The organism is Cupriavidus pauculus, from assembly GCF_008801835.1.
GTDB classification, from domain to species: Bacteria; Pseudomonadota; Gammaproteobacteria; order Burkholderiales; family Burkholderiaceae; genus Cupriavidus; species Cupriavidus pauculus.
The window spans coordinates 1-20,229 of the sequence record NZ_VZOW01000044.1; the positions used below are offsets into that span (position 1 = coordinate 1).

The 20,229-nt window shown below is 57.7% G+C and carries 15 protein-coding genes; 3 read left to right on the top strand and 12 right to left on the bottom strand.

Annotated elements, in window-relative coordinates; genetic code table 11:
* Window positions 1-240 precede the first annotated feature (240 nt).
* Entirely contained in the window at window positions 241-1,104 is an 864-nt protein-coding gene (locus tag F7R19_RS26645) for a phage integrase N-terminal domain-containing protein (protein WP_086069429.1), read from the top strand.
* A gap of 10 nt (window positions 1,105-1,114) precedes the next feature.
* On the opposite strand, the gene qatD is transcribed toward F7R19_RS26645, so the two are convergent.
* From qatD to ychF, 12 genes are all read right to left on the bottom strand, one after another.
* Window positions 1,115-1,864: a Qat anti-phage system TatD family nuclease QatD gene (gene qatD, locus F7R19_RS26650; RefSeq protein WP_086069431.1), complete on the bottom strand. Its 750-nt coding sequence runs from the start codon at window positions 1,862-1,864 to the stop codon at window positions 1,115-1,117.
* A gap of 11 nt (window positions 1,865-1,875) precedes the next feature.
* Entirely contained in the window at window positions 1,876-3,243 is a 1,368-nt protein-coding gene (gene qatC, locus F7R19_RS26655) for a Qat anti-phage system QueC-like protein QatC (protein ID WP_086069428.1), read from the bottom strand.
* Window positions 3,240-4,190 carry a Qat anti-phage system associated protein QatB gene (gene qatB / locus F7R19_RS30585; protein WP_322790270.1) on the bottom strand — a complete coding sequence of 317 codons (951 nt, stop codon included), beginning with the start codon at window positions 4,188-4,190 and terminating at the stop codon, window positions 3,240-3,242. The genes qatC and qatB overlap by 4 nt, the downstream gene beginning before the upstream one ends.
* Window positions 4,112-6,052, bottom strand: a complete 1,941-nt coding sequence (qatA, locus tag F7R19_RS26665; protein ID WP_086069426.1) for a Qat anti-phage system ATPase QatA — start codon at window positions 6,050-6,052, stop codon at window positions 4,112-4,114. The genes qatB and qatA overlap by 79 nt, the downstream gene beginning before the upstream one ends.
* A 46-nt stretch (window positions 6,053-6,098) precedes the next feature.
* Window positions 6,099-7,970, bottom strand: a complete 1,872-nt coding sequence (locus tag F7R19_RS26670) for an AAA family ATPase (RefSeq protein ID WP_086069425.1) — start codon at window positions 7,968-7,970, stop codon at window positions 6,099-6,101.
* A gap of 9 nt (window positions 7,971-7,979) precedes the next feature.
* Complete coding sequence (locus F7R19_RS26675; protein WP_086069424.1) at window positions 7,980-9,680, bottom strand: restriction endonuclease subunit S; 1,701 nt, start codon at window positions 9,678-9,680, stop codon at window positions 7,980-7,982.
* Entirely contained in the window at window positions 9,673-10,713 is a 1,041-nt protein-coding gene (locus tag F7R19_RS26680) for a PDDEXK nuclease domain-containing protein (RefSeq protein WP_086069423.1), read from the bottom strand. Before F7R19_RS26680 ends, F7R19_RS26675 begins: the two co-directional genes overlap by 8 nt.
* Window positions 10,710-12,188, bottom strand: coding sequence for a type I restriction-modification system subunit M (locus F7R19_RS26685; protein WP_086069422.1), 1,479 nt, complete (start codon window positions 12,186-12,188; stop codon window positions 10,710-10,712). The genes F7R19_RS26680 and F7R19_RS26685 overlap by 4 nt, the downstream gene beginning before the upstream one ends.
* A gap of 25 nt (window positions 12,189-12,213) precedes the next feature.
* Complete coding sequence (hsdR, locus tag F7R19_RS26690) at window positions 12,214-14,604, bottom strand: EcoAI/FtnUII family type I restriction enzme subunit R (RefSeq protein WP_086069421.1); 2,391 nt, start codon at window positions 14,602-14,604, stop codon at window positions 12,214-12,216.
* A gap of 111 nt (window positions 14,605-14,715) precedes the next feature.
* On the bottom strand, window positions 14,716-15,033 hold the full coding sequence (locus F7R19_RS30035; protein WP_086069430.1) for an HVO_A0114 family putative DNA-binding protein: 318 nt from the start codon (window positions 15,031-15,033) through the stop codon (window positions 14,716-14,718).
* A 272-nt stretch (window positions 15,034-15,305) separates the two neighbouring features.
* Window positions 15,306-16,517 (bottom strand): tyrosine-type recombinase/integrase, encoded by a 1,212-nt coding sequence (locus F7R19_RS26700; protein WP_086069420.1) that lies wholly within the window; start codon window positions 16,515-16,517, stop codon window positions 15,306-15,308.
* 194 nt (window positions 16,518-16,711) lie between these two features.
* Window positions 16,712-17,803 carry a redox-regulated ATPase YchF gene (gene ychF, locus F7R19_RS26705; RefSeq protein WP_061953260.1) on the bottom strand — a complete coding sequence of 364 codons (1,092 nt, stop codon included), beginning with the start codon at window positions 17,801-17,803 and terminating at the stop codon, window positions 16,712-16,714.
* Window positions 17,804-17,988: 185 nt separating this feature from the next.
* Here ychF and F7R19_RS26710 point away from each other — a divergent pair, with 185 nt between their 5' ends.
* Together F7R19_RS26710 and F7R19_RS26715 are read left to right on the top strand one after the other, a co-directional pair.
* A complete protein-coding gene (locus F7R19_RS26710; protein WP_061953258.1) occupies window positions 17,989-19,251 on the top strand; it encodes a UbiH/UbiF family hydroxylase in 1,263 nt (420 codons plus the stop codon).
* 151 nt (window positions 19,252-19,402) lie between these two features.
* Window positions 19,403-20,161 (top strand): DsbC family protein, encoded by a 759-nt coding sequence (locus F7R19_RS26715; RefSeq protein WP_150982603.1) that lies wholly within the window; start codon window positions 19,403-19,405, stop codon window positions 20,159-20,161.
* The last annotated feature ends 68 nt before the right edge of the window (window positions 20,162-20,229 follow it).

Here is a 20,229-nt window from a genome sequence, read left to right on the forward strand (position 1 = left end):
CACAATAAAGGCGACATCTTCCCTCAGGCGCGTGCATGCACGCTCCCTGAGGGAACCCCTCCAGCGTCCATCACCGTTCTTGCTCAAATCCCCACGCTTTCGGCATCACGAAAGCTGCTTATGCACATCCCGAACACCATGCCCTTGCCCTCACGGGATCTCGCCTTGGCGAGCTGGCACCAACACTAACCATTGAGTTTCAGGACAACGCAGTACGGCGCTTTGCTTGGAGGCCGGAAGATGGACGACTTGACCTACACCCTGCGGCAGCTTTGCCAGCGCAACCGTGACGGTAGCCACGCCACCCAGGCTGACAGGCAGCGCTCGCTGAGCCTGGCCGCTCGCCAACTGCGCGAGGCGGGCTTCCGCCAAATGCGCGCCAACTCGCTCAAGGGCAAGCATGTCGAAGCCCTGCTGCAACGCTGGCAAGCCGAAGGCCTGTCCGCCGGTACGTTGAAGAACCGTATGGCGCATCTGCGCTGGTGGGCCGAGAAGGTTGGCAAGGCAGGCATCTTGCCGGCAGACAACACCAAGCTGGGCATTCCTGAACGGCGTTATGTGACCAATGAAAACAAGGCCAAGGAACTGGGTGATAGGTTGGACAGGATCACTGATCCTCATGTCCGCATGAGTCTGCGTTTGCAGGCTGCCTTCGGCTTGCGGCGGGAAGAGTCCATCAAGTTCCAGCCCCGCTATGCGGACCATGGCGACTATATCGCCATCAAGGGATCATGGGCAAAGGGCGGGCGTGATCGGACGGTGCCAATCTCGACGCCGGAACAGCGTGCGATACTGGATAAGGCCCATCGCCTGGCAGGCTTAGGATCATTGATTCCGTCGCACAAGACTTACATCCAGCAGCGGCATGTTTACGACGGGCAGTGCAAGGCGGCAGGGTTGAGCAATATGCACGGCCTGCGGCATCGGTATGCTCAGATGCGGTATGAGGTGTTGACGGGGTGGCAGGCGTCGGCGACGGGTGGCCTCAGTACGGTGCAATTGGATTCGTCCCAACGCCTGCTGGATCAGCAAGCCCGGCAGCAGATTAGCCGTGAGCTTGGGCACGAGCGCATGGCGGTAACGTCGATTTACCTGGGATTTTGAGAACAGCGTTTCAGCTGACAAGATTCCGCAGGTTGTCGCGAACGATCTTAGCAACCTGCGCTGCAGGTAGCCGATGTAGCCGGCCAAGTTCCTCCACGACCGACGCTACATCGGACGGCTTGGATGGCCTGTCCTCTGTTCGAGTGAATGGCCCGTCTGTCTCTGTCAGTAGCCTATCCAACGGAATCGCCTGAACCATGGTCAGATGCCGCTCACTGGCCAGCATAGCTGCGTTGATGGAAAAGTAGCATCCTAACTCCATGGCTCGCCTAGCTTCGCTTTTCGTACCGGTGAACCAGTGCATGACTACTTTACCCCTGTTGCGAGGCAGGAACGCTTCGACATGCTCCAGAACGGCTCTTACAGCTCTCACGCTGTGAACCGTAATGATCTTGTCGCCTGCTCCCGCACAGCGTCGGAGGACATGCTGAAAAACGCGCTGTTGGGCCTCCATTGACTTGTAATAACGCGGCCCAGCATCCAGGCCAACCTCGCCCACATAGCGGGTTTCGGATAGGTAGTCATCCCACAGCGCGATTTCTGCCTCACGCTCTGCCACCAGTTGAGGATGCAGCCCTAGTGCCGCGCGTACATGTTTCGTGCGTTGTGCCAACTCATGATTGCGAGGCCATGCCCTTGGGGTTGTAGTTACCGCAAGTGTGAAAACGCCAGCCTCGTCGGCCTCACGGACAGCCGTTTCATGGTCTGGATAAAGATCCAGATGGCAATGGAAGTCCACCAATCCTGCCGTCACGCTCACATCTCTCCACATCAACTCGGTTTGGTTTTCACGCCCGCGACTAACTTTCCGACCTCCGCAAGCCCACGTTTATAGACATCGGCGAGCTGATCGAGATGTGCAGTCTCATCGGCGAGAGAACCAGGTTTATGGATCAACAGGGCTGCAAGCTGGGGCTGCTTCTTGAGTCGCTCAATTGCATATTGGAACGACCTGATCTGAACGCCTTCAGCTTTGCGAGTATCCAGAATCTGTGCGTGCAGATCGGAAACCGTATACCGAGTGCCATCGTTCCCTGCCCCCCATGCGGCTTCCAACGCTGCACGCCGGATGAGACAGGGTAGGCAGTAGCCGCAATGCTCAATACCCAAGCCTTGCCAGCGACCTTTGGTGGGTGATGAACAAGATAACGAGTCCTCGGCCAATTGCTTCAGCAAGCCGGGATTAAGACAGCCGGACGCCATTTCTCCTTTCGTCTTGTCCCAGAACGGATTCCACACTTTTCCGTCTATGCCAAGCGCGCTTAGCAAGTCATTCCAGCGTGCCATGTAGTAAGGATGAGTCGTCCGTGTGCTGTTGGATCCGAGGCGTAACGGATCCAACGGTACATTTAAGGCAATCAATCCATTTTCTGGTACGCGTAGGGTGAAGCTTCGTCCCAACCCGGTTCCGGCAAAGACCCCGATTGCGAAGAAGAGAAAGGATCTTCCCCGCGTGCTGTCTTCTGGGCCAACGCCTTTTATCAATTCCTGCTTAAAGGCCATCCCCACACGCAGCCGTTCAAACGACGACTGCTTATAGTGTGCTTTCAAGCCTGAGAATAGTTTGTTCTGGGCATCACTGGCTGCACCATCTCCTGAATGGCTGATCAGCAAAGGAGTCTTCCCGCTATGCAGCAGGTCTATTGCGCCAATCAGACTATCCAGACCACCTGAGAATAGACTTAGAGTGTCGAAGGGATGGGCAATCAGGCTGGGGGCTGCTGGCTCGACAACTGATTTAAATCGAGAAGGGCGAACCCTGAAGCCTAGTTCCCACCGATCTCCCGTTAAGAAATTCAGCAGGCTTTCCAGTATGGGTGCAGCGGCCATCCATTGAGGCGCATCGCTGACCGGTACGACCAGGCGGATCTCTCGTGTCCAAGAGTCTTGAGACTGTTCGGCACGAGAAATACGGGTATCTGCGGCATGTACATGGGCTGCCAACACCAGCAAATCCACACCGATTTCAGATGGCGTAACGCCAAGCTTTTTCAGACTGCTCAACGCGCCAGCAATGCCATAATCCAGCGATTTCTCTCCAGCCACGAGCTGAAGATAGGTGCGCTGTTCATCCCTGCCTACAGGAATATCCAATTGGTCATCTGGGCCGAAGCGGCCAGCCAACAGTTGTCGCTTCATTGGTCGGCCTCCACTTCTCCCAGAGACTGCAGAATGGCAAATGCGGACTCGTAAACGCTGTCTACGAATGACTGAATACGATCATGAGAAAGATTTGGCGAGTGCTCCCGCGCCCGCGCCAAAGCATCGCTCACGCCTCCACGTATGAAGTCCCTCAATTGCTTTTCAACTCGATGTGCGGCCTGTGCATCCGATGGCATCGTGACCACCTTCGTGCCAATGTCATTGCAAATACGCGCCTCGATCGCATGGGTGGCGTACAACTCAAAAACCGTATCCATCTGCTCCGGCGTGAAGGCCGTCAGATTGGCCAATCCTTCGTTCGCCAGATCGATGATTGTTTCGATATACGCTTCGCGCGCAATGCCTTCATCGACGGTACCCGCTCCCGGACAGATGTGATCGGCCAGCGCAATGAACACTTCTGAGACGGGGCGTCCCGCCATGGAGTCGAGATTGAACTCACGCAGCGCTTCACGCATCCCTCGCGCATTCGCATCGGTAAGGAATCCAAGCAGTCTTGCGCCGGCACTGCGTGATGCGCCCATCCGTTGTGCTGCTTGGCGAGCGCCGCCAGAGGATGTGGAGACATACCGCGAGATGGCTCGGCCAAGATTGGTTCGATCACTACCGCCAGATCCTGCGAATCTCGTAAGGTTGTTGCGTGCGCCTGAAAAACGCTGCGGATCCGCAACCTTTGGTATTGGGGGCTTTTCCGGAGGCGAGGGTGGGTTGGCTGCATCAGGTGGTGGCGTTCCGTCTGGGGCTCCATCGGGATTCGCTGGCGGTGATGCTGGTGGGTCCCCCAACCACGAAGGAACCAATGGAGTGTCTCCACCCGGGCCACCATATGCTGTTGACGTCCCCATTATCGGACTCCCTTCGGTGGTTTCAGTGCATTCTCTGCTGCGGCCTTCAAGAAAGGATTCTTCGTCACCTTGCTCCATTCACCCAATAGCTTGAGCAAACGAGCACTGCACTCTGTATCCTTGACGACTCCTTGCCAGCCCCCAACTACCCAGGCTCCGCATTTTTCTCGAGGCAGTGCTTCCAGAAAATCCAGCAAAGGTCCTTGCAGGCTCGGTTGAGCCTTCACGAGCACGATAAGCCCGTCAATGCCGTCCGGCTTGGTATCAAAAGCGCCGGTACTCGTGATTCGACTGCGCACGGCCTCAAATACCTTGTCAGCTTCAGGCTGAGCCAATTGCTTCAACTCTGCCTCATAGCCTTGTACGGTCATCTTGCCGCCGAACAGCTTATCCACCACGCCCGCCAAATGTCCCAAGACGGAAACCGGTCCGAAGTAGTCCTTCTTATCCTTGGCGACGAAGAGATAGGGTCTCAAGTCGACACCTGCGAGCGCAGGTGTCAGCCGAGCCCAGTCGCACACCACATCCGATGCCTTCCATTCTGTGAGCATGACGGTTTCTGATGCCGGTGATGATTCTTTCGCCTGCTTCTTGTCTTCATCATCAGGCGAATCGCTGGGCAAAGCGGTATTCAGGTTCTCTTCCAAGAGCCGAAGAGCTTCGCACTGCCCTTGCGGATGAACTGCAGCCACATAGGCAATCTGCTCGAACAGCTTCGGGAGGAAGCGTTCTGCGAGCATGAGCTTTGCGAGCGTCGGCAGTTGGATGTCTTCACCGAAGCCTCTGGCCGTTGCCGTGCGCTCGCGTAGCAACAGGGTATTGAGGAAGCGCTTGATCTGCCTTGGGTTTCCTTTCGTTCCACTGGCCAGAATAGGGCCAATCTGGTCGCTCAATACAAGTGCGTTATTGGCTTTTTCAGCCTGCTCGCCCAGTGCGGCCCTGAAGGTTGCCGCGTCCAGGCCACCACTCATCCAAGGGCGTTTGAGTTTCTCGCGTGCAGCTTGGATGAGCCTTGCATATCCTGCATCCGTCTCGTCGAATTCGACCCCTGCCAGCAGCAAGGTCACGTAAATTCGCGTTTCGGCTTCACCTAGCGCCGGAATGCGGAACGGCACCTGGATAAGCTTTTCCAAGTAGTTGCGTGCATAGTCTCTCGGGCCGGTACTATCTGGCAGATCGGGAAAATGCTTGCGCACCGCATACTCGATCATGGCCTCATCAGCCGCCACCACAAAAGCAGTACGCGCGGTGAAGACGAACAACCGAATCGCCTCAAGTGTCTCGATGGCGGTATCCGGCAAGCAGCGATCAAGGTCGTCGATCAATACGATAAGCTGCTTGACGCCAGCCTCTTCGAGCAGTTTGTCGAAGGCTTTGCGAAATGCCTCTACCTCCTCGGGGACATTCGTTGCTTCGCTCGGCTTCAGTATCCCTTTCACTTCCTCCACTGCTGCCGAGAGATTCTCTTTCGTGGCGAGCTTGGCAGGGTCAGCCAATACGGCTTCAAGAGAGCCGACAATGGACTGCACCTGATCAGGTGTTGGAATCCCAGTGAAAGCGGTGACAGCCAAACCACCGGCTCGTTTGGCGACCTTCAACCAATCGATGCGGCGAAACACGTTCTTTACCGCACCTGCGGCCTTCGTCAGCGCAGGGCGCTTCTCGATCAGCGCGGTCACGATGCCTTCGATCAGGGCGATTTTGGCATCCTCGAAGCCCTGGAACCGCCAACCGTTGAATTTGAGGCATAGCACATCATCCTTTCCGTCCAGCCCGGACTCGATCATTTCGAGAACACTGGATTTGCCTGCGCCCCAATCACCATGAACGCCAATCGTTACTGGGTGGTCAGGTCTGGCGCGAAGCAACTCAATGATCGTCGAGGCAATAGCCTCGTTATTGAGCAGATCGACTTTGGTTTCGTTGTCCGTCAGTATCATGGCACCATTCCCTCCTGGATAGCTTAGATTGGCAATGCCAGCTCTCTTATGCTCGACATTTTCTGGCGACGAAATCGAAGACGGGTCTAAGTGGCTCAAAAAATGCTACAGGCAACTGCGGCACGACCGTTTTTGCAAAAATGGTCTTATCTTTGTCCGACTTGAATGCCACTTTGCTACCTCCAGGGCACGGCTCTTGGTGGTAATAATCCGAAGCAATATCATGTCCATAGAAAAGATGCTCGATCTCGCAACACGATTCACCACCAAAGGTCTCACCTGTTGCCGCGTTTTTGATGACCTGCCTCTGAATATCTACATGTGGCGGAACGGGTAGCATGAGTGCGTAGGATTCACCATTTTTCCACTTTTTGATCAAACCTTGTGTTGGATCAGTTATCAGCACCTCGCCATCCAAACCATTCCATTGGTTATAGGCCTTGTCGAAGTCAAATAGCGCAAATATTGGCAAGCCACCCATTTCGCCGTGAATACGGTTATCGGTTAGCAGTTGGTTGATGTATGTGCAGCTGAACGCATAGAAAGGAATGAAGGGCATCTCCTCTTCGTATAGCTTGTACCAAGCTTCCTTGAGGATGATCGGATCAGTGCTACCCTCGGTAAATAGCACAGGCTTTCGTTCTATCTGAATCGCATTGATGATACTTAGCAGCTGCTCTTGCTCGGAATACTTGATTAAATCTGCGCTCAGTTTTTTGATTGCAATTGCTTTCGGCAAGTCATAGCAGTTCGTCTGACTGTCCTTGACGTCGAAAAATTTGATCTTTTTCTTGTCGTGAGGAATGAGCGTTACAGCACTGTGACTGCTCATCAAGACATGGCTGGTTTTTGCTGCTGCATCCGTGATATCGAAAACTTGCCGCAGAAAATCAAACTGCCATTCTGGGTGAAGAAAAGCATCCGGCTCATCCAGTAGGATCAGGCAATTGCGGTCTTTGAATAACTCAACGATCGAATAGATGTAGATAGACTGAAACTGGCCGTCGCTGAAATGAGTAATAGTGGCGTTCAATCCGCTGGTCAGCGTGAGCGGGATCGAGATATCCGCCAGCATGCCCAGTGTCTTTAAATTATCGAATTGGCGGAAGATGTCAGACATCGACTCATCGGCAAAGCGCTGTTGAAACAGCTCGATGTTGACGGGTATCTGATAGCTGTCTTTGTCTGCATCAAACACGTCGCCATGATTAAACTCACCCTTGACACAGGTGACCAATTTCTCCAGAAAGTCACGCGTGATGCCGTCCGCACCCCAATAGTGGGTACGAGGATCAAAGTTCTCGATGCTGTCCGCGCCAAGTGCCTTGAGTGCGCCAGCGGCAAATGATGGCCGCTGCAACACCAGCTCCAAGTCAGTGCCAATACTTTCTATTCCCAGCTTCTGGGAAACAAAATGCCGCGCCCGGTTATTCGCTGGTTGTGTCAGCAAAACGGATAGCAGAAGTGCCTTGTACTCCTGGCCAACGCCGATAAAGCGGCGACTTTCATCGAGATTTGCGCCTTTAATGCGCTTACGGAAGCCACCCTCGTACCGATGCACCAGATCGGCCACGGTGATGTTGTGACCAGAATAGTAGATCAGCACATTGTCTGGCAATGGCGTCCTGCCGATAGTGGCGCGCTCCTTGCCGTTGATGCTGAGCTTACCTGCCCTCCAAGCGATTTCAGTTTCTTTGCTGTCGATTTCGTATTTGATGGAGTAGTCGAAACTGATGTCGCCGTTCTCCCTATCGAACTCGTAGATGTGGCGGAAGATTTCAACCAGTGCCTCGAAAAGATTCGACTTGCCGCTGCCGTTCTTGCCAACGAAGACGTCAATAAAGCTGCTGCTGTCGAAGCTCAGGGAAAAATCCAGGAGGTTTTTGTATTGGCTGATAGTGAGCGATGTCAGACGCATAGCATTTCCCTACACCTGCGCTATCACTGCGCCCAGCAGTTCGGCTTGCTTGGTGGTGGCGGCATCAATCTGATGATCTAGTGAATCGCACAATGCCATTACTTGGTCCACTTTGGCGACGATGCGATATTGCTCTTCTAACGGGGGAATCGGAACAGGCATTTCCTTAAGCTTCGACGCCTTAATCCCGGTCGCAGTCATACCTGTTGCTTCCAACAGAAGCCTTTCTTGAAACGAATCCGACATCATGAAGTTTTTAAGCCATGTGGCAATCCCTGGCATGTGAAGCTGGAGGCAAATTACTCGCTGGGCAAGTGCAAATTTTTCTTCAATGTCAATTATTGCGACATTTCCGAGCGGAGCTTCTGTTGTAAACAGTATGTCTCCAACTCTCGGAAATCCTCTGGTCATCCATCGAATATATTCTTCGGGAGTGACGTATTCTTTTGGCTCTCGATTTATGTAGCCGAATCGCACATTCTTAGCTGTTATTAGAGGAACTCCGGCCTCGACCTTCGTCGGTGTTTTCCCTCGATAGTCGATAAATTTCCCGATATTGCCAAGCCTGCAATAGGACCATCCTTCAGGCTTTCCGTAGAGCTCTTCTGACTGACTAACAAACGGTGCCGCTGAGGTGCGTAGTCCTTCTTTTTCTTCTAGCGTTCTCTTTACAGTATTTATTTTCCTCAATAGTTCGCTGGCGGGCTGATCGTCCGGGTTTTGCGGGACGAGTTTGCCCATCACCGCCAGTTGCAGGATGGCCTTGCGCAGTTCGGCAACGTTTTCCTTGACGGTGTAGAGCTCGCCGAAGTGTTCGGCGAGGAAAGCCTGGGCGTACTGGTGTTGGTCGGGTTCGGCGATGTTCAGCAGTTGCTTGATGGCTGCGGCATGAACGGTCAGGCATGTTTCCTTCTGCGCAGTGCGCAGCCTTTCCACTTCATTACTGCGAGCCATCAATTCGTCAATTTTAGCGACGATGCGGTACTGTTCGGAGATAGGAGGCAAAGGAAATTCCAATTCCGCAAACAAAGGCGTTGGCACACGCTTCTGACCCGCCGAACCTGTCATTCTTGCCGCTGTTGCGGAAATGAACTTTGGGTTCTTCAAGAAAAAGAGAAGGTAACGCGGGTCAACTGCGTGAAAGGCGTTGCGAAATATATGGAGCTCGGTTGTTCCGGCACCGATTCCACTGGGGAGATTGGAAAATACACAAGACTTCGCATTCTCAAAGCATGGGGTAATTTTGGCCATCCCGACATCGCCATCCGCGAAGTGCGTATAGCCTTTTTTTATCTCTCCCCACGGACGCTCCTCAAAGGAGTGAAATACCGAATAGCCCTCCTGAATAAGCGGCATGGGCACAAATCCCGCCGACATGTCATCATCAGCATTGTTACGAGGGTTGATAAGGCCGATGTTTCCCAATCTGACCCACTCCCACCCCTGCGGCAGCGAATAAGCCTGTTCTTCTTTCGTTATCTGCGGCAAAGACTTGGGCTTCTTGATCTTGCCTTCCTTCATCAGCCGCTGTTTCTCGACCTCGATTTCTTTCAGCAGTTCGCTTGCAGGCTGCTCGTCCAGATCTTGCGGTACCAGCTTGCCTTGCATGGCTAGCGTCAGGATCAGCTCGCGCAGTTTCTTGATGCCATCGGGTGCAGCAAAGGCAGTGTCGAAGTGCTTTTCCAGCAGTTCGGCGGTGTGCTTATTCATGCTCGCCCCCCAGTTCTCGTTCGATCTGTTCGATGCTGGGCAGGCTGGTTTGTAGTTCTTCAGGCAGGGATTCGATCAATTGGTATTCCGCCACGCCGATGGGCTGGGTCTTGTCGCGCAATGCGTATTCGGCCACCACGATGTTCTTGCTCTTGCACAGCAACAGGCCGATGGTGGGGTTGTCCTGTTCAGCCTTGACCTGCATATCCACGGCGGTGAGGTAGAAGCTCAACTGGCCGAGGTGCTCCGGTTTGAACTTCTCGGCTTTCAGCTCGATGACCACGTAGCAGCGCAGCTTGAGGTGGTAGAACAGCAGGTCGATGTAGAAGTCGTCGCCGCCCACTTCCAGATGAACCTGGCGGCCGACAAAGGCGAAGCCCGCACCCAGTTCCAGCAAGAACTGGGTGATGTGCTTGACCAGCGCTGACTCGATTTCCCGCTCGTTGGCTTCCTGGCCGACATCCAGGAAGTCGAACAGGTAGGGATCCTTGAGGGCTTGCCGAGCCAGATCGGTTCCCGGCGCAGGGAGACGGTCGGCGAAGTTGGTGATCGCCTGGCCTTCGCGCTCCAGCAAGCGGGATTCGATATGGATTTCCAGCGTGGCGCGCGACCAGCCGTGTTCCACGGCGCGCTGGGCATAGGCCAGGCGTTGTTCTGGCTGCTTCAGCTTGGCCAGCAGCACCAGGTTGTGGCCCCAGGGCAATTGTCCAACAGCCTGTTGGACAATTGCCGCGTCCGGCCAGGCGCCGGCGAAGGAGCGCATGTACATCAGGTTGGCGCGGGAAAAGCCCTTCATTTCGGGAAAGGCTGCTCTGAGGTCGTGCGCCAGCCGCTCGATGACCTTGGCTCCCCAGCCCTGCTCGGCCTGTCGTTGCAGGATGTCACGGCCGATCTGCCAGTAGAGCTGTACCAGCTCGCGGTTAACGGCTAGCGCGGCCCGCTGCTGGGCACTGTGGATGCGGTTCTTCAGTTCGCCCAACCAGTTGGCGTAGCCTTCCGGGGCCGTAACGAGAGACACGGGCTTGTCGCTCATTCCGCCTCCCGGCTGGTGGCCTTGAGCGCGGCCAGCAGTTCGGTTTTCAGCGCTTGCTGGGCAGCCTGCAACTGGCGGGTGATGTCCTGGTATTCGGCCATCAGTTCGTCCGGGTCACCGAGTTCGACAGCCACCTCGTGCGGGTTCTTGCCGTCCAGGTTGTAGTTGCGAGCAGCCAGATCCTTGGCCGAGACCTTCCAGGCATGCTCGGTGGTCTCGCGCCCCTTGCGTTGCGGGCCGCCCCACCAGGCTTTCTCGCGGTCGAATTCATCGATGGTCAGCGGCTTGGAACGGGAATAGCTCTTGTAGCCTGCCGGGTAGGGATGCTCGAAGAACCATACGTCCTTGGTGGGGCCACCCTTCTCGAAGAACAGGATGTTGGTGGCGATGCTGGTGTAGGGGGCGAACACGCCTTTGGGCAGGCGCACGATGGTGTGCAGGTTGAACTCTTCCAGCAGTTCGCGCTTGAGCGTGGTTTTCACTCCCTCGCCGAACAGGAAACCATCCGGCAGCACCACGGCGGCGCGGCCTGTGTCGTGCTTAAGCAGGTGCATGATCAACGCCATGAACAGGTCGGCGGTCTCGCGGGTCTGGTGCTTGGCGAGGAAGTTCTTCTCGATGCCATCCTCTTCCATGCCACCGAACGGTGGGTTGGTGATGATGATGTCCACCCGGTCGCGTGGGCCGTAGTCCTTGAAGGGGCGAGAGAGCGTGTTGTCGTGGCGGATGCGGGTAGGCACGTCGATGCCGTGCAGCATCATGTTGGTCATGGCCAGCATGTGCGGCAGGGGCTTCTTCTCGACGCCGTGGATATTTTCTTGCAGCAGCCGGTTGTCATCTGGCGTCTTGACCTGCTTTCTGAGGTGCTCGATGGCGCAGGTCAGGAAGCCGCCCGTGCCGCAGGCCGGGTCGAGGATGCTCTCGCCGAGTTTCGGGTCGAGGATATCGACCATGAACTGCGTGACCGCACGCGGGGTGTAGTACTCGCCGGCGTTGCCGGCCGACTGCAGGTCGGCGAGGATTTTCTCGTAGATATCGTTGAACAGGTGCCGGTCGCTGGACGAGTTGAAATCCACGTCCTCTTCGATGGTGTTGATCACCTGGCGCAGCAGCGTGCCGGACTTCATGTAGTTGTAGGCATCCTCGAACACCGAGCCGATCACCCGGCCTTGCGCGGACACGCCCGCCTTGGTGGCAAGCTGTTTCAAGGAGGGAAAGAGGTCATTGTTGACGAAGTCGATCAGCTCTTCGCCGGTCATGCCTTCCGCATCCTTGGCCCAGTTGCTCCAGCGAAAGCGGCTTTGCAGCGGCGAACGGTAGCTGGACTGGGTGAGTTCCCACTCCTGTTCCTTGTCGTCGAAGATCTTCAGGAACAACAGCCAGCAAATCTGGCTGATGCGCTGGGCGTCGCCATCGACGCCGACATCCTTGCGCATGATGTCCTGGATGGCTTTGATGAGAGTTGCAAGTGACATGAATACTTCCTGCGTCTAGTTCCGGTCAGGCGCGGTAGAGCTCACGCTCGAGCTCGCCCACGGCCTGTTGGTATTGGGTCTTGCCGCCAAAGGCACGTACCAGTTCGATCGGTGTGCCCAGGCGGTTGAAGGGGGCGATGGCGAGGATCTGCGTTTCCTCAATGGCGGCCACGCCTTCGTCGGCATACTTGTCGAGCAGGGCTTCGAGCACCTTCTGCGCCTGCTCGCCGTACTTGGCGAAGTAATGGCGCTTCTTGACCTGTTCGGCCCGCTCCTTACGTGTGAGCGGGGGTTGATCCCAGGCCACATGGCATAGCAGATCGAAGGGGTCGAAATCCTTGCCAGACTGCTTGTCCACCTCGTCGGCCAGAGCCTCGAAGAAGATGCCTTGATGAGCCAGCTCATCGATGATGGCCTGCTTCTTCTCGGCCTTGCTCCAATGGCGCAGGAAATCGTCGAGCGACGCGAACTCCTTGGCCAGGGTGTTCCGGGTGTAGTCCTTCAGGGACTCGGTGATCAGTTTGCCGTTGGCGTCGAAGTACTGCACCCGCTCGGCCACCACCTTAACCTCGACGTCGGCGACAACGTAACGGCGCACGTTGCTGCCTTCCTCACCTGGCAGGGGTTCGGCTACGCCGCCGGGGGACGTGGGGTTTTCGTCCGGCGTGGGATAGGTGAATTCATCGTCAGACGACGCCCCCCCATCTTCTTCATCTGGAGGAAGCGGTGGCTCTCCTGGGCCTGGCTCATAGATCTGCACGGGGTCGCCGTCGAAAGCCGGATCGGCGAACAGTTCGGTCGCTTTCTTGAAGTCGAGGATGGTGAACCAGTACTTGTCGAAGTCCTCGTTGATGCGCGTTCCGCGCCCGATGATCTGCTTGAATTCGGTCATGGACTGGATGCGCTGATCCAGCACGATGAGCTTGCAGGTCTGGGCATCGACGCCCGTGGTCATCAGCTTAGAAGTTGTCGCGATGACGGGATACTTGCTTTCCGGGAAGATGAAGTTATCTAACTCCATCTTGCCTTCTTCGTTATCGCCGGTGATGCGCACGACATAGCGGTGGTTCTGCGCCACTAGGTCGGCGTTTTCGTTGACCAGCGCCTGGCGCATGCGTTCGGCATGGTCGATGTTGTCGCAGAAGACGATGGTCTTGTCGAAGCGGTTGCTGGCTTTCAGGTATTCGCTGATCTTGCGCGCCACCACTTGCGTGCGCTGTTCCAGCACCAGCGTCTTGTCAAAATCACGCTGGTTGTAGATACGGTCTTCGATCTCGTTACCGTGCTTATCGAGCATGCCCTTGTCGGGACGCCAGCCGGTCAGGTCTTTGTCCAGGTCAATGCGCACCACCTTGTAGGGCGCGAGAAAGCCATCGTCGATGCCTTGGCGTAGCGAGTAGGTGTAGATGGGCTCGCCGAAGTAGTCGATGTTGGATACGTCTTTGGTTTCCTTGGGCGTTGCGGTCAGGCCGATCTGTGTGGCGGAGTGGAAATACGTCAGGATCTCGCGCCAGGCTGAATCTTCAGCGGCGCTGCCCCGGTGGCATTCGTCGATCACGATCAGATCGAAGAATTCCGGGCTGAACTGCTTGTAGATGTTCCGTTCTTCTTCGTTACCGGTGACGGCCTGGTAAAGCGACAGATAGATCTCATACGACTTGTTGGCCTGCCGCTTCTGGATCTTGGTCATCGCTGCGCCAAACGGCTTGAAGTCGTTGGTCATGGTCTGATCGACCAGGATGTTGCGGTCAGCCAGGAACAGGATGCGTTTCTTGGCACGCGACTTCCACAACCGCCAGATGATCTGGAAGGCGGTATAGGTCTTGCCTGTGCCCGTGGCCATCACCAGCAGAATGCGCTTCTGCTCTTTGGCAATCGCCTCGATCGTCTTGTTGATGGCAAGCAATTGGTAGTAACGGGGCGTCTTGTTGCTGCCATCGCTGTAGTAGTCTTGGGCTACCAGGGCCTGTTGCTGCGTGCTTAGCCCCTGATGCTCTGCCCACCATTGCCACAGCGTATTGGCACTGGGGAATTCGTCCAGGCTTAGTTCGCGCTCGATCATACCGTCCTTGGCGATCTTGTTATGGAACAGGAAGCCATCTCCATTGCTGCTGAATACGAAAGGCACTTGCAGCATTTCGGCATAGCCGAGGGCCTGTTGCATGCCCGAGCCGATGGCATGCTTGTTGTCCTTGGCTTCGATGACGGCAATGGGCAGGTTGGGCTTGTGGAATAGCACATAGTCGGCGCGCTTGTGCTGACCACGTGTGTGCAATTTGCCGCGCACGATGATGCGCCCCTTGGTCAGCAGGAACTCTTCGCGCACCTGGGTCAGGACGTCCCATCCGGCCTTTTCTAGTGCTGGCGTGATGAACTTGGTGCAGATGTCGCGTTCGCTGAGCGTCTGCTTATTCATAGTATGTAGTTCCTTCCATGCGGCCTTTCCCCATTGTTCCTGCCTGTCGTTCGGTGTTCGACGCGCGATCTTGTAGCTGTGTAGCGACGTCATCCTCTTCGTCCATGACACTCAATCCAACACAACCAGAAATTCGGTTGCTAACGCAGTCGGCTGAACATCGCGAACATTGCGTTGCAGTGAAACCAGTCCGTAATCGGCCATCGTCTTCAGAGTGCGAGACAGGTTTGGCACCTTGCGGCCGCTGAGCTCAGCCAGCTCCGTCAAAGACTTAGGCTGCTTGTTGTGGATCAGGTGCAGCAGACGGCGGTTGTCATCCGATAGCACGGCGGCCAGCGACGCCAAGGATGGGAACCAGATGCTGGGAACCTCGCTGCCCTGCTGGGGCGGGCGATCCAGTTGCCGAACACCGACAATGCAGCGTTTCATGCGCATAAATCCAAAGACACGTTGACTTACAATGATATCATCCACTGATAATCATTGCCGAACAACCAGGGAAACCTTGATACGGCGACACAAAATGGGGTAATCCAATAAAAATTACCTCAATACCCCAAAGTGATTACCCCATTTCCCTGCGCCCATCCTTCGGCAAAGGCAAAGGACAAGGGAACGGCACCCAAGGGGCAACGGCCCTACCCAGAAAAGGAAAAGGCCGCACCTGTCCATTCGTTCTGCAACACTCGGCGAAGTTGTCCCTATGCCGTGCTGCTGCCCTCCGCAGCACTCAGGTAGTCCGCCCAATCCTGCAACAGCGTCCTTCTCTGATCCAGCAACAACGCCTTGTTGTACGTCGCCCGCACCTTGTTGCTTTCCACGTGGGCAAGCTGCCGCTCAATCGCATCAGGCCGGTATCCGTTCTCATTGGCCCAGGTGGAAAAGGTCGTCCGCCAGCAATGCGGCGTCGTGCCCCGGCCCAGATTCATGTCACGCATGGCGTAGGTGAGTCGGTTGGGCGTGGTGAAGCCCTTGCCGCTCCGGTGTGGGAACAGATAGCGGCCACCGCCCGTGATGCACTGCAAATCCTTCAGCACGGCAATGGCCTGTGCAGACAACGGACTGACATGGTCACGCCGCGCTTTCATCTTCGCCGCAGGCCGACGCCACAAGGCATCCTCAAAGTCGAACTCGTCCCATTCGGCATCCGCCGCTTCCCCTGGACGGCAGGCGGTCAGCGCAATCAGCCGCAGGCACAACGAGGTTTCCGGATAGCCCCGGTAGCCGCGCAACTCCTGATAGAACTTCTGGATTTGCTCTCGCGTCATCGCCGCCTTGCTCTCGCTGAACGGCACGCGCAGCAGCCCACGAAGACTGGGAATCGGATTGGCCTCGACCAGTCCCCGCACCACCGCAAACTCAAAGATCGCCGAAAGATCGCCTTTGACGTGAATGGCCGCCCACGCGCCATGAGCTTTGCATTCCTCCAGCAGCGGGCGAATCTGCTTCACGCCAATGTCGCTCATCGGCATCCCATCGAACTTGGGCGACAGGTACTTCCTAATGCGTGACTCTTTCGTGCGGTAGGAACTGAGCGCAAAGACTGGCTTGATCTCGGCCAGGTACGCCTGCGCCACCTTGGCGAACGAGCTTTCCTTTGCGCGCTTGCGTTCCTCCAGCACTTCGAGGTTGCGCTGCTTGACCTGCTGCCGCTCATGGGCAGGATGGATGCCTTGCTTGACCAATGCGCGCGCCTTCTCGCGGGCCGCGCGCGCCTCCGCAAGGCTTACTTGAGGAAAGCCTCCAATGGCAAAGAGGTTCTCCTTGCCTTGCAAGCGGTACTTCCACCGCCAGAGCTTGCCGCCGGTGGGCTTGACCAGCAGGAACAGGCCCCCGCCGTCTGAAAGTTTCCAATCTCGATCAGTCGATTTGGCCGACCTGACCTTGAGGTCGGTGAGTAGGTTTTCGGGCATCGTTGGACTCCACTGCGGGGAAAAGTACCCCCACGGTTGAACACGAGTACCCCCAACGCTACCCCCGAATTTTCTGGACCTCGATGAACAATAGGAACGCTCAGCAGACCGTATTGTTAGGCAAACCCTTGATTTAAAAAGGCCTGCCCAATCCACCAAGCGCTACCGAACGCTCCTGAGTTCCGAAAAAACCGTCAGACGTTGAACAAGAAGTTCATCACGTCGCCGTCGTGGACCACGTATTCCTTGCCTTCGGCGCGCATCTTGCCAGCTTCCTTCGCGCCGTTTTCGCCCTTGAAGGCGATGTAGTCATCGTAGGCGATGGTCTGCGCGCGGATGAAGCCGCGTTCGAAATCGGTGTGGATCACACCAGCGGCCTTCGGCGCGGTGTCGCCGACGTGGATCGTCCAGGCGCGCACTTCCTTCACGCCAGCGGTGAAATAGGTCTGCAGGCCCAGCAACTTGAAGCCGGCGCGGATCACGCGGTCGAGGCCCGGTTCTTCCATGCCCAGGTCGGCCAGGAATTCGGCCTTGTCGGCATCGTCAAGGTCGGCGATCTCGGCCTCGATGGCGGCGCACACCGCAACCACCGGCGAGCCGGTCGTCTTGGCGTATTCGCGCACGGCGTCCAGGTGCGGATTGTTCTCGAAGCCGTCTTCGCGCACGTTGGCCACGTACATGGTCGGCTTGGCCGTGATCAGGCAGAACGGGCGCAGTGCTTCCCATTCTTCGGGCGCCAGATCCAGCGTGCGCACCGCCTTGGCCTGGTCCAGCACGGCTTGCGCCTTCTCCAGCACGGCCACCAGGCGCTGCGCTTCCTTGTCGCCGGCGCGGGCCGGCTTGACGTAGCGCGCCAGCGCCTTTTCGACCGTGGCCAGATCGGCCAGCGCCAGTTCGGTGTTGATGACTTCGATGTCCGACAGCGGATCGACCTTGCCGGCCACGTGGATCACGTTGTCATCCTCGAAGCAGCGCACCACGTGCGTGATGGCATCGGTTTCGCGGATGTTGGCGAGAAATTGGTTGCCCAGGCCTTCACCCTTGGACGCCCCGGCGACCAGGCCGGCGATATCGACGAATTCAACTGTTGCCGGCAGGATGCGCTCGGGCTTGACGATCTCGGCCAGCTTGGCAAGCCTCGGATCCGGCACTTCCACCACGCCCACATTGGGCTCGATGGTGCAGAACGGATAGTTTTCGGCGGCGATGCCGGCTTTCGTCAGGGCATTGAACAGCGTGGACTTGCCGACGTTGGGCAGGCCGACGATGCCGCATTTGAGGCTCATGGTGTCAGGCAGGAAATGGCGAAAGCCGTATTCTAGCGGATGGGGGCCCGCGGCCGGGGACGATTGGCGATCCGCGGGCGCGGCGCCGGCCCCGGAGTGCGGCGCTCATGACGTCGCCATCACGTCGCTATAATCCAGCCATATCCGCACTTGCCGTGCCGGCGTCTGACGCCGCCACCCTCCACATGTCGTCAAAATCTACCTCCCGCTTCCAGATCGCCGTCGTCGGCGGTGGCATCGTCGGCAAGGCCTGCGCGCTGTTGCTGGCGCAGCAGGGCATGCAGGTGGCGCTCATCGCGCCGCGTCCGGTGGGCGATACCGCGCGTACCGGTGAGGACGACTGGGACAGCCGCATCTATGCGTTCTCGGCCAGTTCTCAGGCGCTGCTGGAGCGCCTGCGCGTTTGGGAGGCGCTCGATCCGGACCGCATCCAGCCGGTGCGAGACATGCGCGTGTTCGGCGATGAAAGCGCTGCGCAGACCAACCCGACCGCACATGGCGACCTGCATTTCTCGGCCTACGCGGCCGCCGTGCCGCAGCTTGCCTGGATCATCGAATCCAGCCACGTCGAACGCGTGCTCGACACCGCGCTGCGGTTTCAGCATCAGGTGCAATGGTTCGACGGCACCGCCGAGGCCCTCGAGCGCGACATGGACGGCGTCACGCTGACGCTGGGCGACGGGCAGCGCGTGCGCGCCAATTGTCTGGTCGGCGCCGACGGCGCGCGGTCGTGGGTGCGTCAGCAATGCCATATCGGCACCACGCAGCGGCGCTATCGGCAACTGGGTGTGGTGGCCAACTTTCGCTGCGAGCTGCCGCATCAGGAAACCGCATGGCAATGGTTTCTCGGCGCCCCCGAAAAACTGATGGCCGACGAGGAAGCGGCCAACGGCGAGATTCTGGCGATGCTGCCGTTGCCGGGGCAACGGGTGTCGATGGTGTGGTCCGCCGACGAAGCGCACGCGCGCGATCTGCTGGCGCTGACGCCCGAAGCGCTGGCCGCCACGGTTGGTGAGCTGGCCAATGGCGCGGTGGGTCGCCATTTCGGCACTTTGCGCTGCATTACGCCCGCACAGGGCTTTCCGCTGGTGCTGCAACGCGCCGAGCAGTTCGTCCAGCCGCATGTCGCGCTGATCGGGGACGCCGCGCATGTGGTGCATCCGCTGGCGGGGCAGGGCATGAACCTGGGTTTGCGCGATGTAGTGGAACTTGGCCGCGTCATGGCCGACAAAGAAGCGTTCCGCCATGAGGGCGACCTGCGGCTGCTGCGCCGCTACGAGCGCGCGCGCGCCACGGACCTGCTCTCGCTGACCGCCGCCACCGACGGGCTGCATCGGCTGTTCTCGCTGCCGGGCACGCCCGCGCGGATGGTGCGCAACCTTGGCATGCGCGTGGTGGGCGGTCAGGGGTTGCTCAAACGGTTTCTGATCAGCCGGGCGCTCGGTTAGAGGCACAATCGGCACCGGCACGCAGGCAGCGATCACACAGGCAGCATGGAATCCAAACCGGCCGCGGCAGTGCGGTCAAACCGACCAACCACGATTTACCGATGAGATACAAGCCGGCACACTGACCGGCATATCGCTACCTGGAGTCAATATGTTTCAACTGTTCCGCCGCCGATCCACCCGCGTCGCCGCAATGGCCGCCCTGGCCAGCGGCGTGGCTGTCGCAGGATACGCGCTTCACGCGCTGGCCGCGGACGAGCCGGGTGCCGACAAGATCAAGGCGTCGATCCAGAAAATGCTGGGCGGCCGCGCCGAGGTGAAAAGCGTGACCAAGGCGCCGGTGCCGGGTCTCTACGAAGTCAATGTCGGCGGCCAACTGGTCTACGCCGATGCGTCCGGGCGATACATCTTCAACGGCGAGCTGATCGACACCAAGACCAACACCAACCTGACCGAGGAACGCCTGGCCGAGATCAACAAGATCAAGTGGGCGGACCTGCCGCTGGCGCGCGCCATCAAGTGGACCAAGGGCGATGGCAGCCGCAGCGTGGCGGTGTTCTCGGACCCGAACTGCGGCTACTGCAAGAAGATCGAGCAGACCTTCCAGCAGATGGACAACATTACCGTGTACACCTTCCTGTACCCGGTGCTGTCGCCCGATTCCGGCGTCAAGGCCAAGCAGATCTGGTGTTCGGCCGATCGCACCAAGACTTGGCGCGACTGGATGCTCAACCACGTGGCGCTGGTGGGCAACGGCAGCTGCAAGACGCCGGTTGACGACAACCTGGCGCTCGGGCAGAGCCTGAACATCAACGGCACGCCGGCGGTGTTCTTCACCGACGGCACGCGGATTCCGGGCGCCGCCGACGCCGCTACGCTGGAACGCAAGCTCGCCAGCCTCAAGAAGTAAACCGCACGCCGGACCCCAACCGGCTGTCAGACGCGGCCGGCACTGTCCGGCCGCTTTTCATTTGCGCC

Coding starts and splice junctions, on each gene's coding strand:
- F7R19_RS26715 (WP_150982603.1), top strand. CDS start 19,403: ATGTTTCAACTGTTCCGCCGCCGATCCACCCGCGTCGCCGCAATGGCC.
- F7R19_RS30035 (WP_086069430.1), bottom strand. CDS start 15,033: ATGAAACGCTGCATTGTCGGTGTTCGGCAACTGGATCGCCCGCCCCAG.
- F7R19_RS26680 (WP_086069423.1), bottom strand. CDS start 10,713: ATGAGCGACAAGCCCGTGTCTCTCGTTACGGCCCCGGAAGGCTACGCC.
- hsdR (WP_086069421.1), bottom strand. CDS start 14,604: ATGAATAAGCAGACGCTCAGCGAACGCGACATCTGCACCAAGTTCATC.
- F7R19_RS26675 (WP_086069424.1), bottom strand. CDS start 9,680: ATGAATAAGCACACCGCCGAACTGCTGGAAAAGCACTTCGACACTGCC.
- ychF (WP_061953260.1), bottom strand. CDS start 17,803: ATGAGCCTCAAATGCGGCATCGTCGGCCTGCCCAACGTCGGCAAGTCC.
- F7R19_RS26645 (WP_086069429.1), top strand. CDS start 241: ATGGACGACTTGACCTACACCCTGCGGCAGCTTTGCCAGCGCAACCGT.
- F7R19_RS26670 (WP_086069425.1), bottom strand. CDS start 7,970: ATGCGTCTGACATCGCTCACTATCAGCCAATACAAAAACCTCCTGGAT.
- F7R19_RS26710 (WP_061953258.1), top strand. CDS start 17,989: ATGTCGTCAAAATCTACCTCCCGCTTCCAGATCGCCGTCGTCGGCGGT.
- F7R19_RS26685 (WP_086069422.1), bottom strand. CDS start 12,188: ATGTCACTTGCAACTCTCATCAAAGCCATCCAGGACATCATGCGCAAG.
- qatB (WP_322790270.1), bottom strand. CDS start 4,190: ATGGAGCAAGGTGACGAAGAATCCTTTCTTGAAGGCCGCAGCAGAGAA.
- qatC (WP_086069428.1), bottom strand. CDS start 3,243: ATGAAGCGACAACTGTTGGCTGGCCGCTTCGGCCCAGATGACCAATTG.
- qatA (WP_086069426.1), bottom strand. CDS start 6,052: ATGATACTGACGGACAACGAAACCAAAGTCGATCTGCTCAATAACGAG.
- F7R19_RS26700 (WP_086069420.1), bottom strand. CDS start 16,517: ATGCCCGAAAACCTACTCACCGACCTCAAGGTCAGGTCGGCCAAATCG.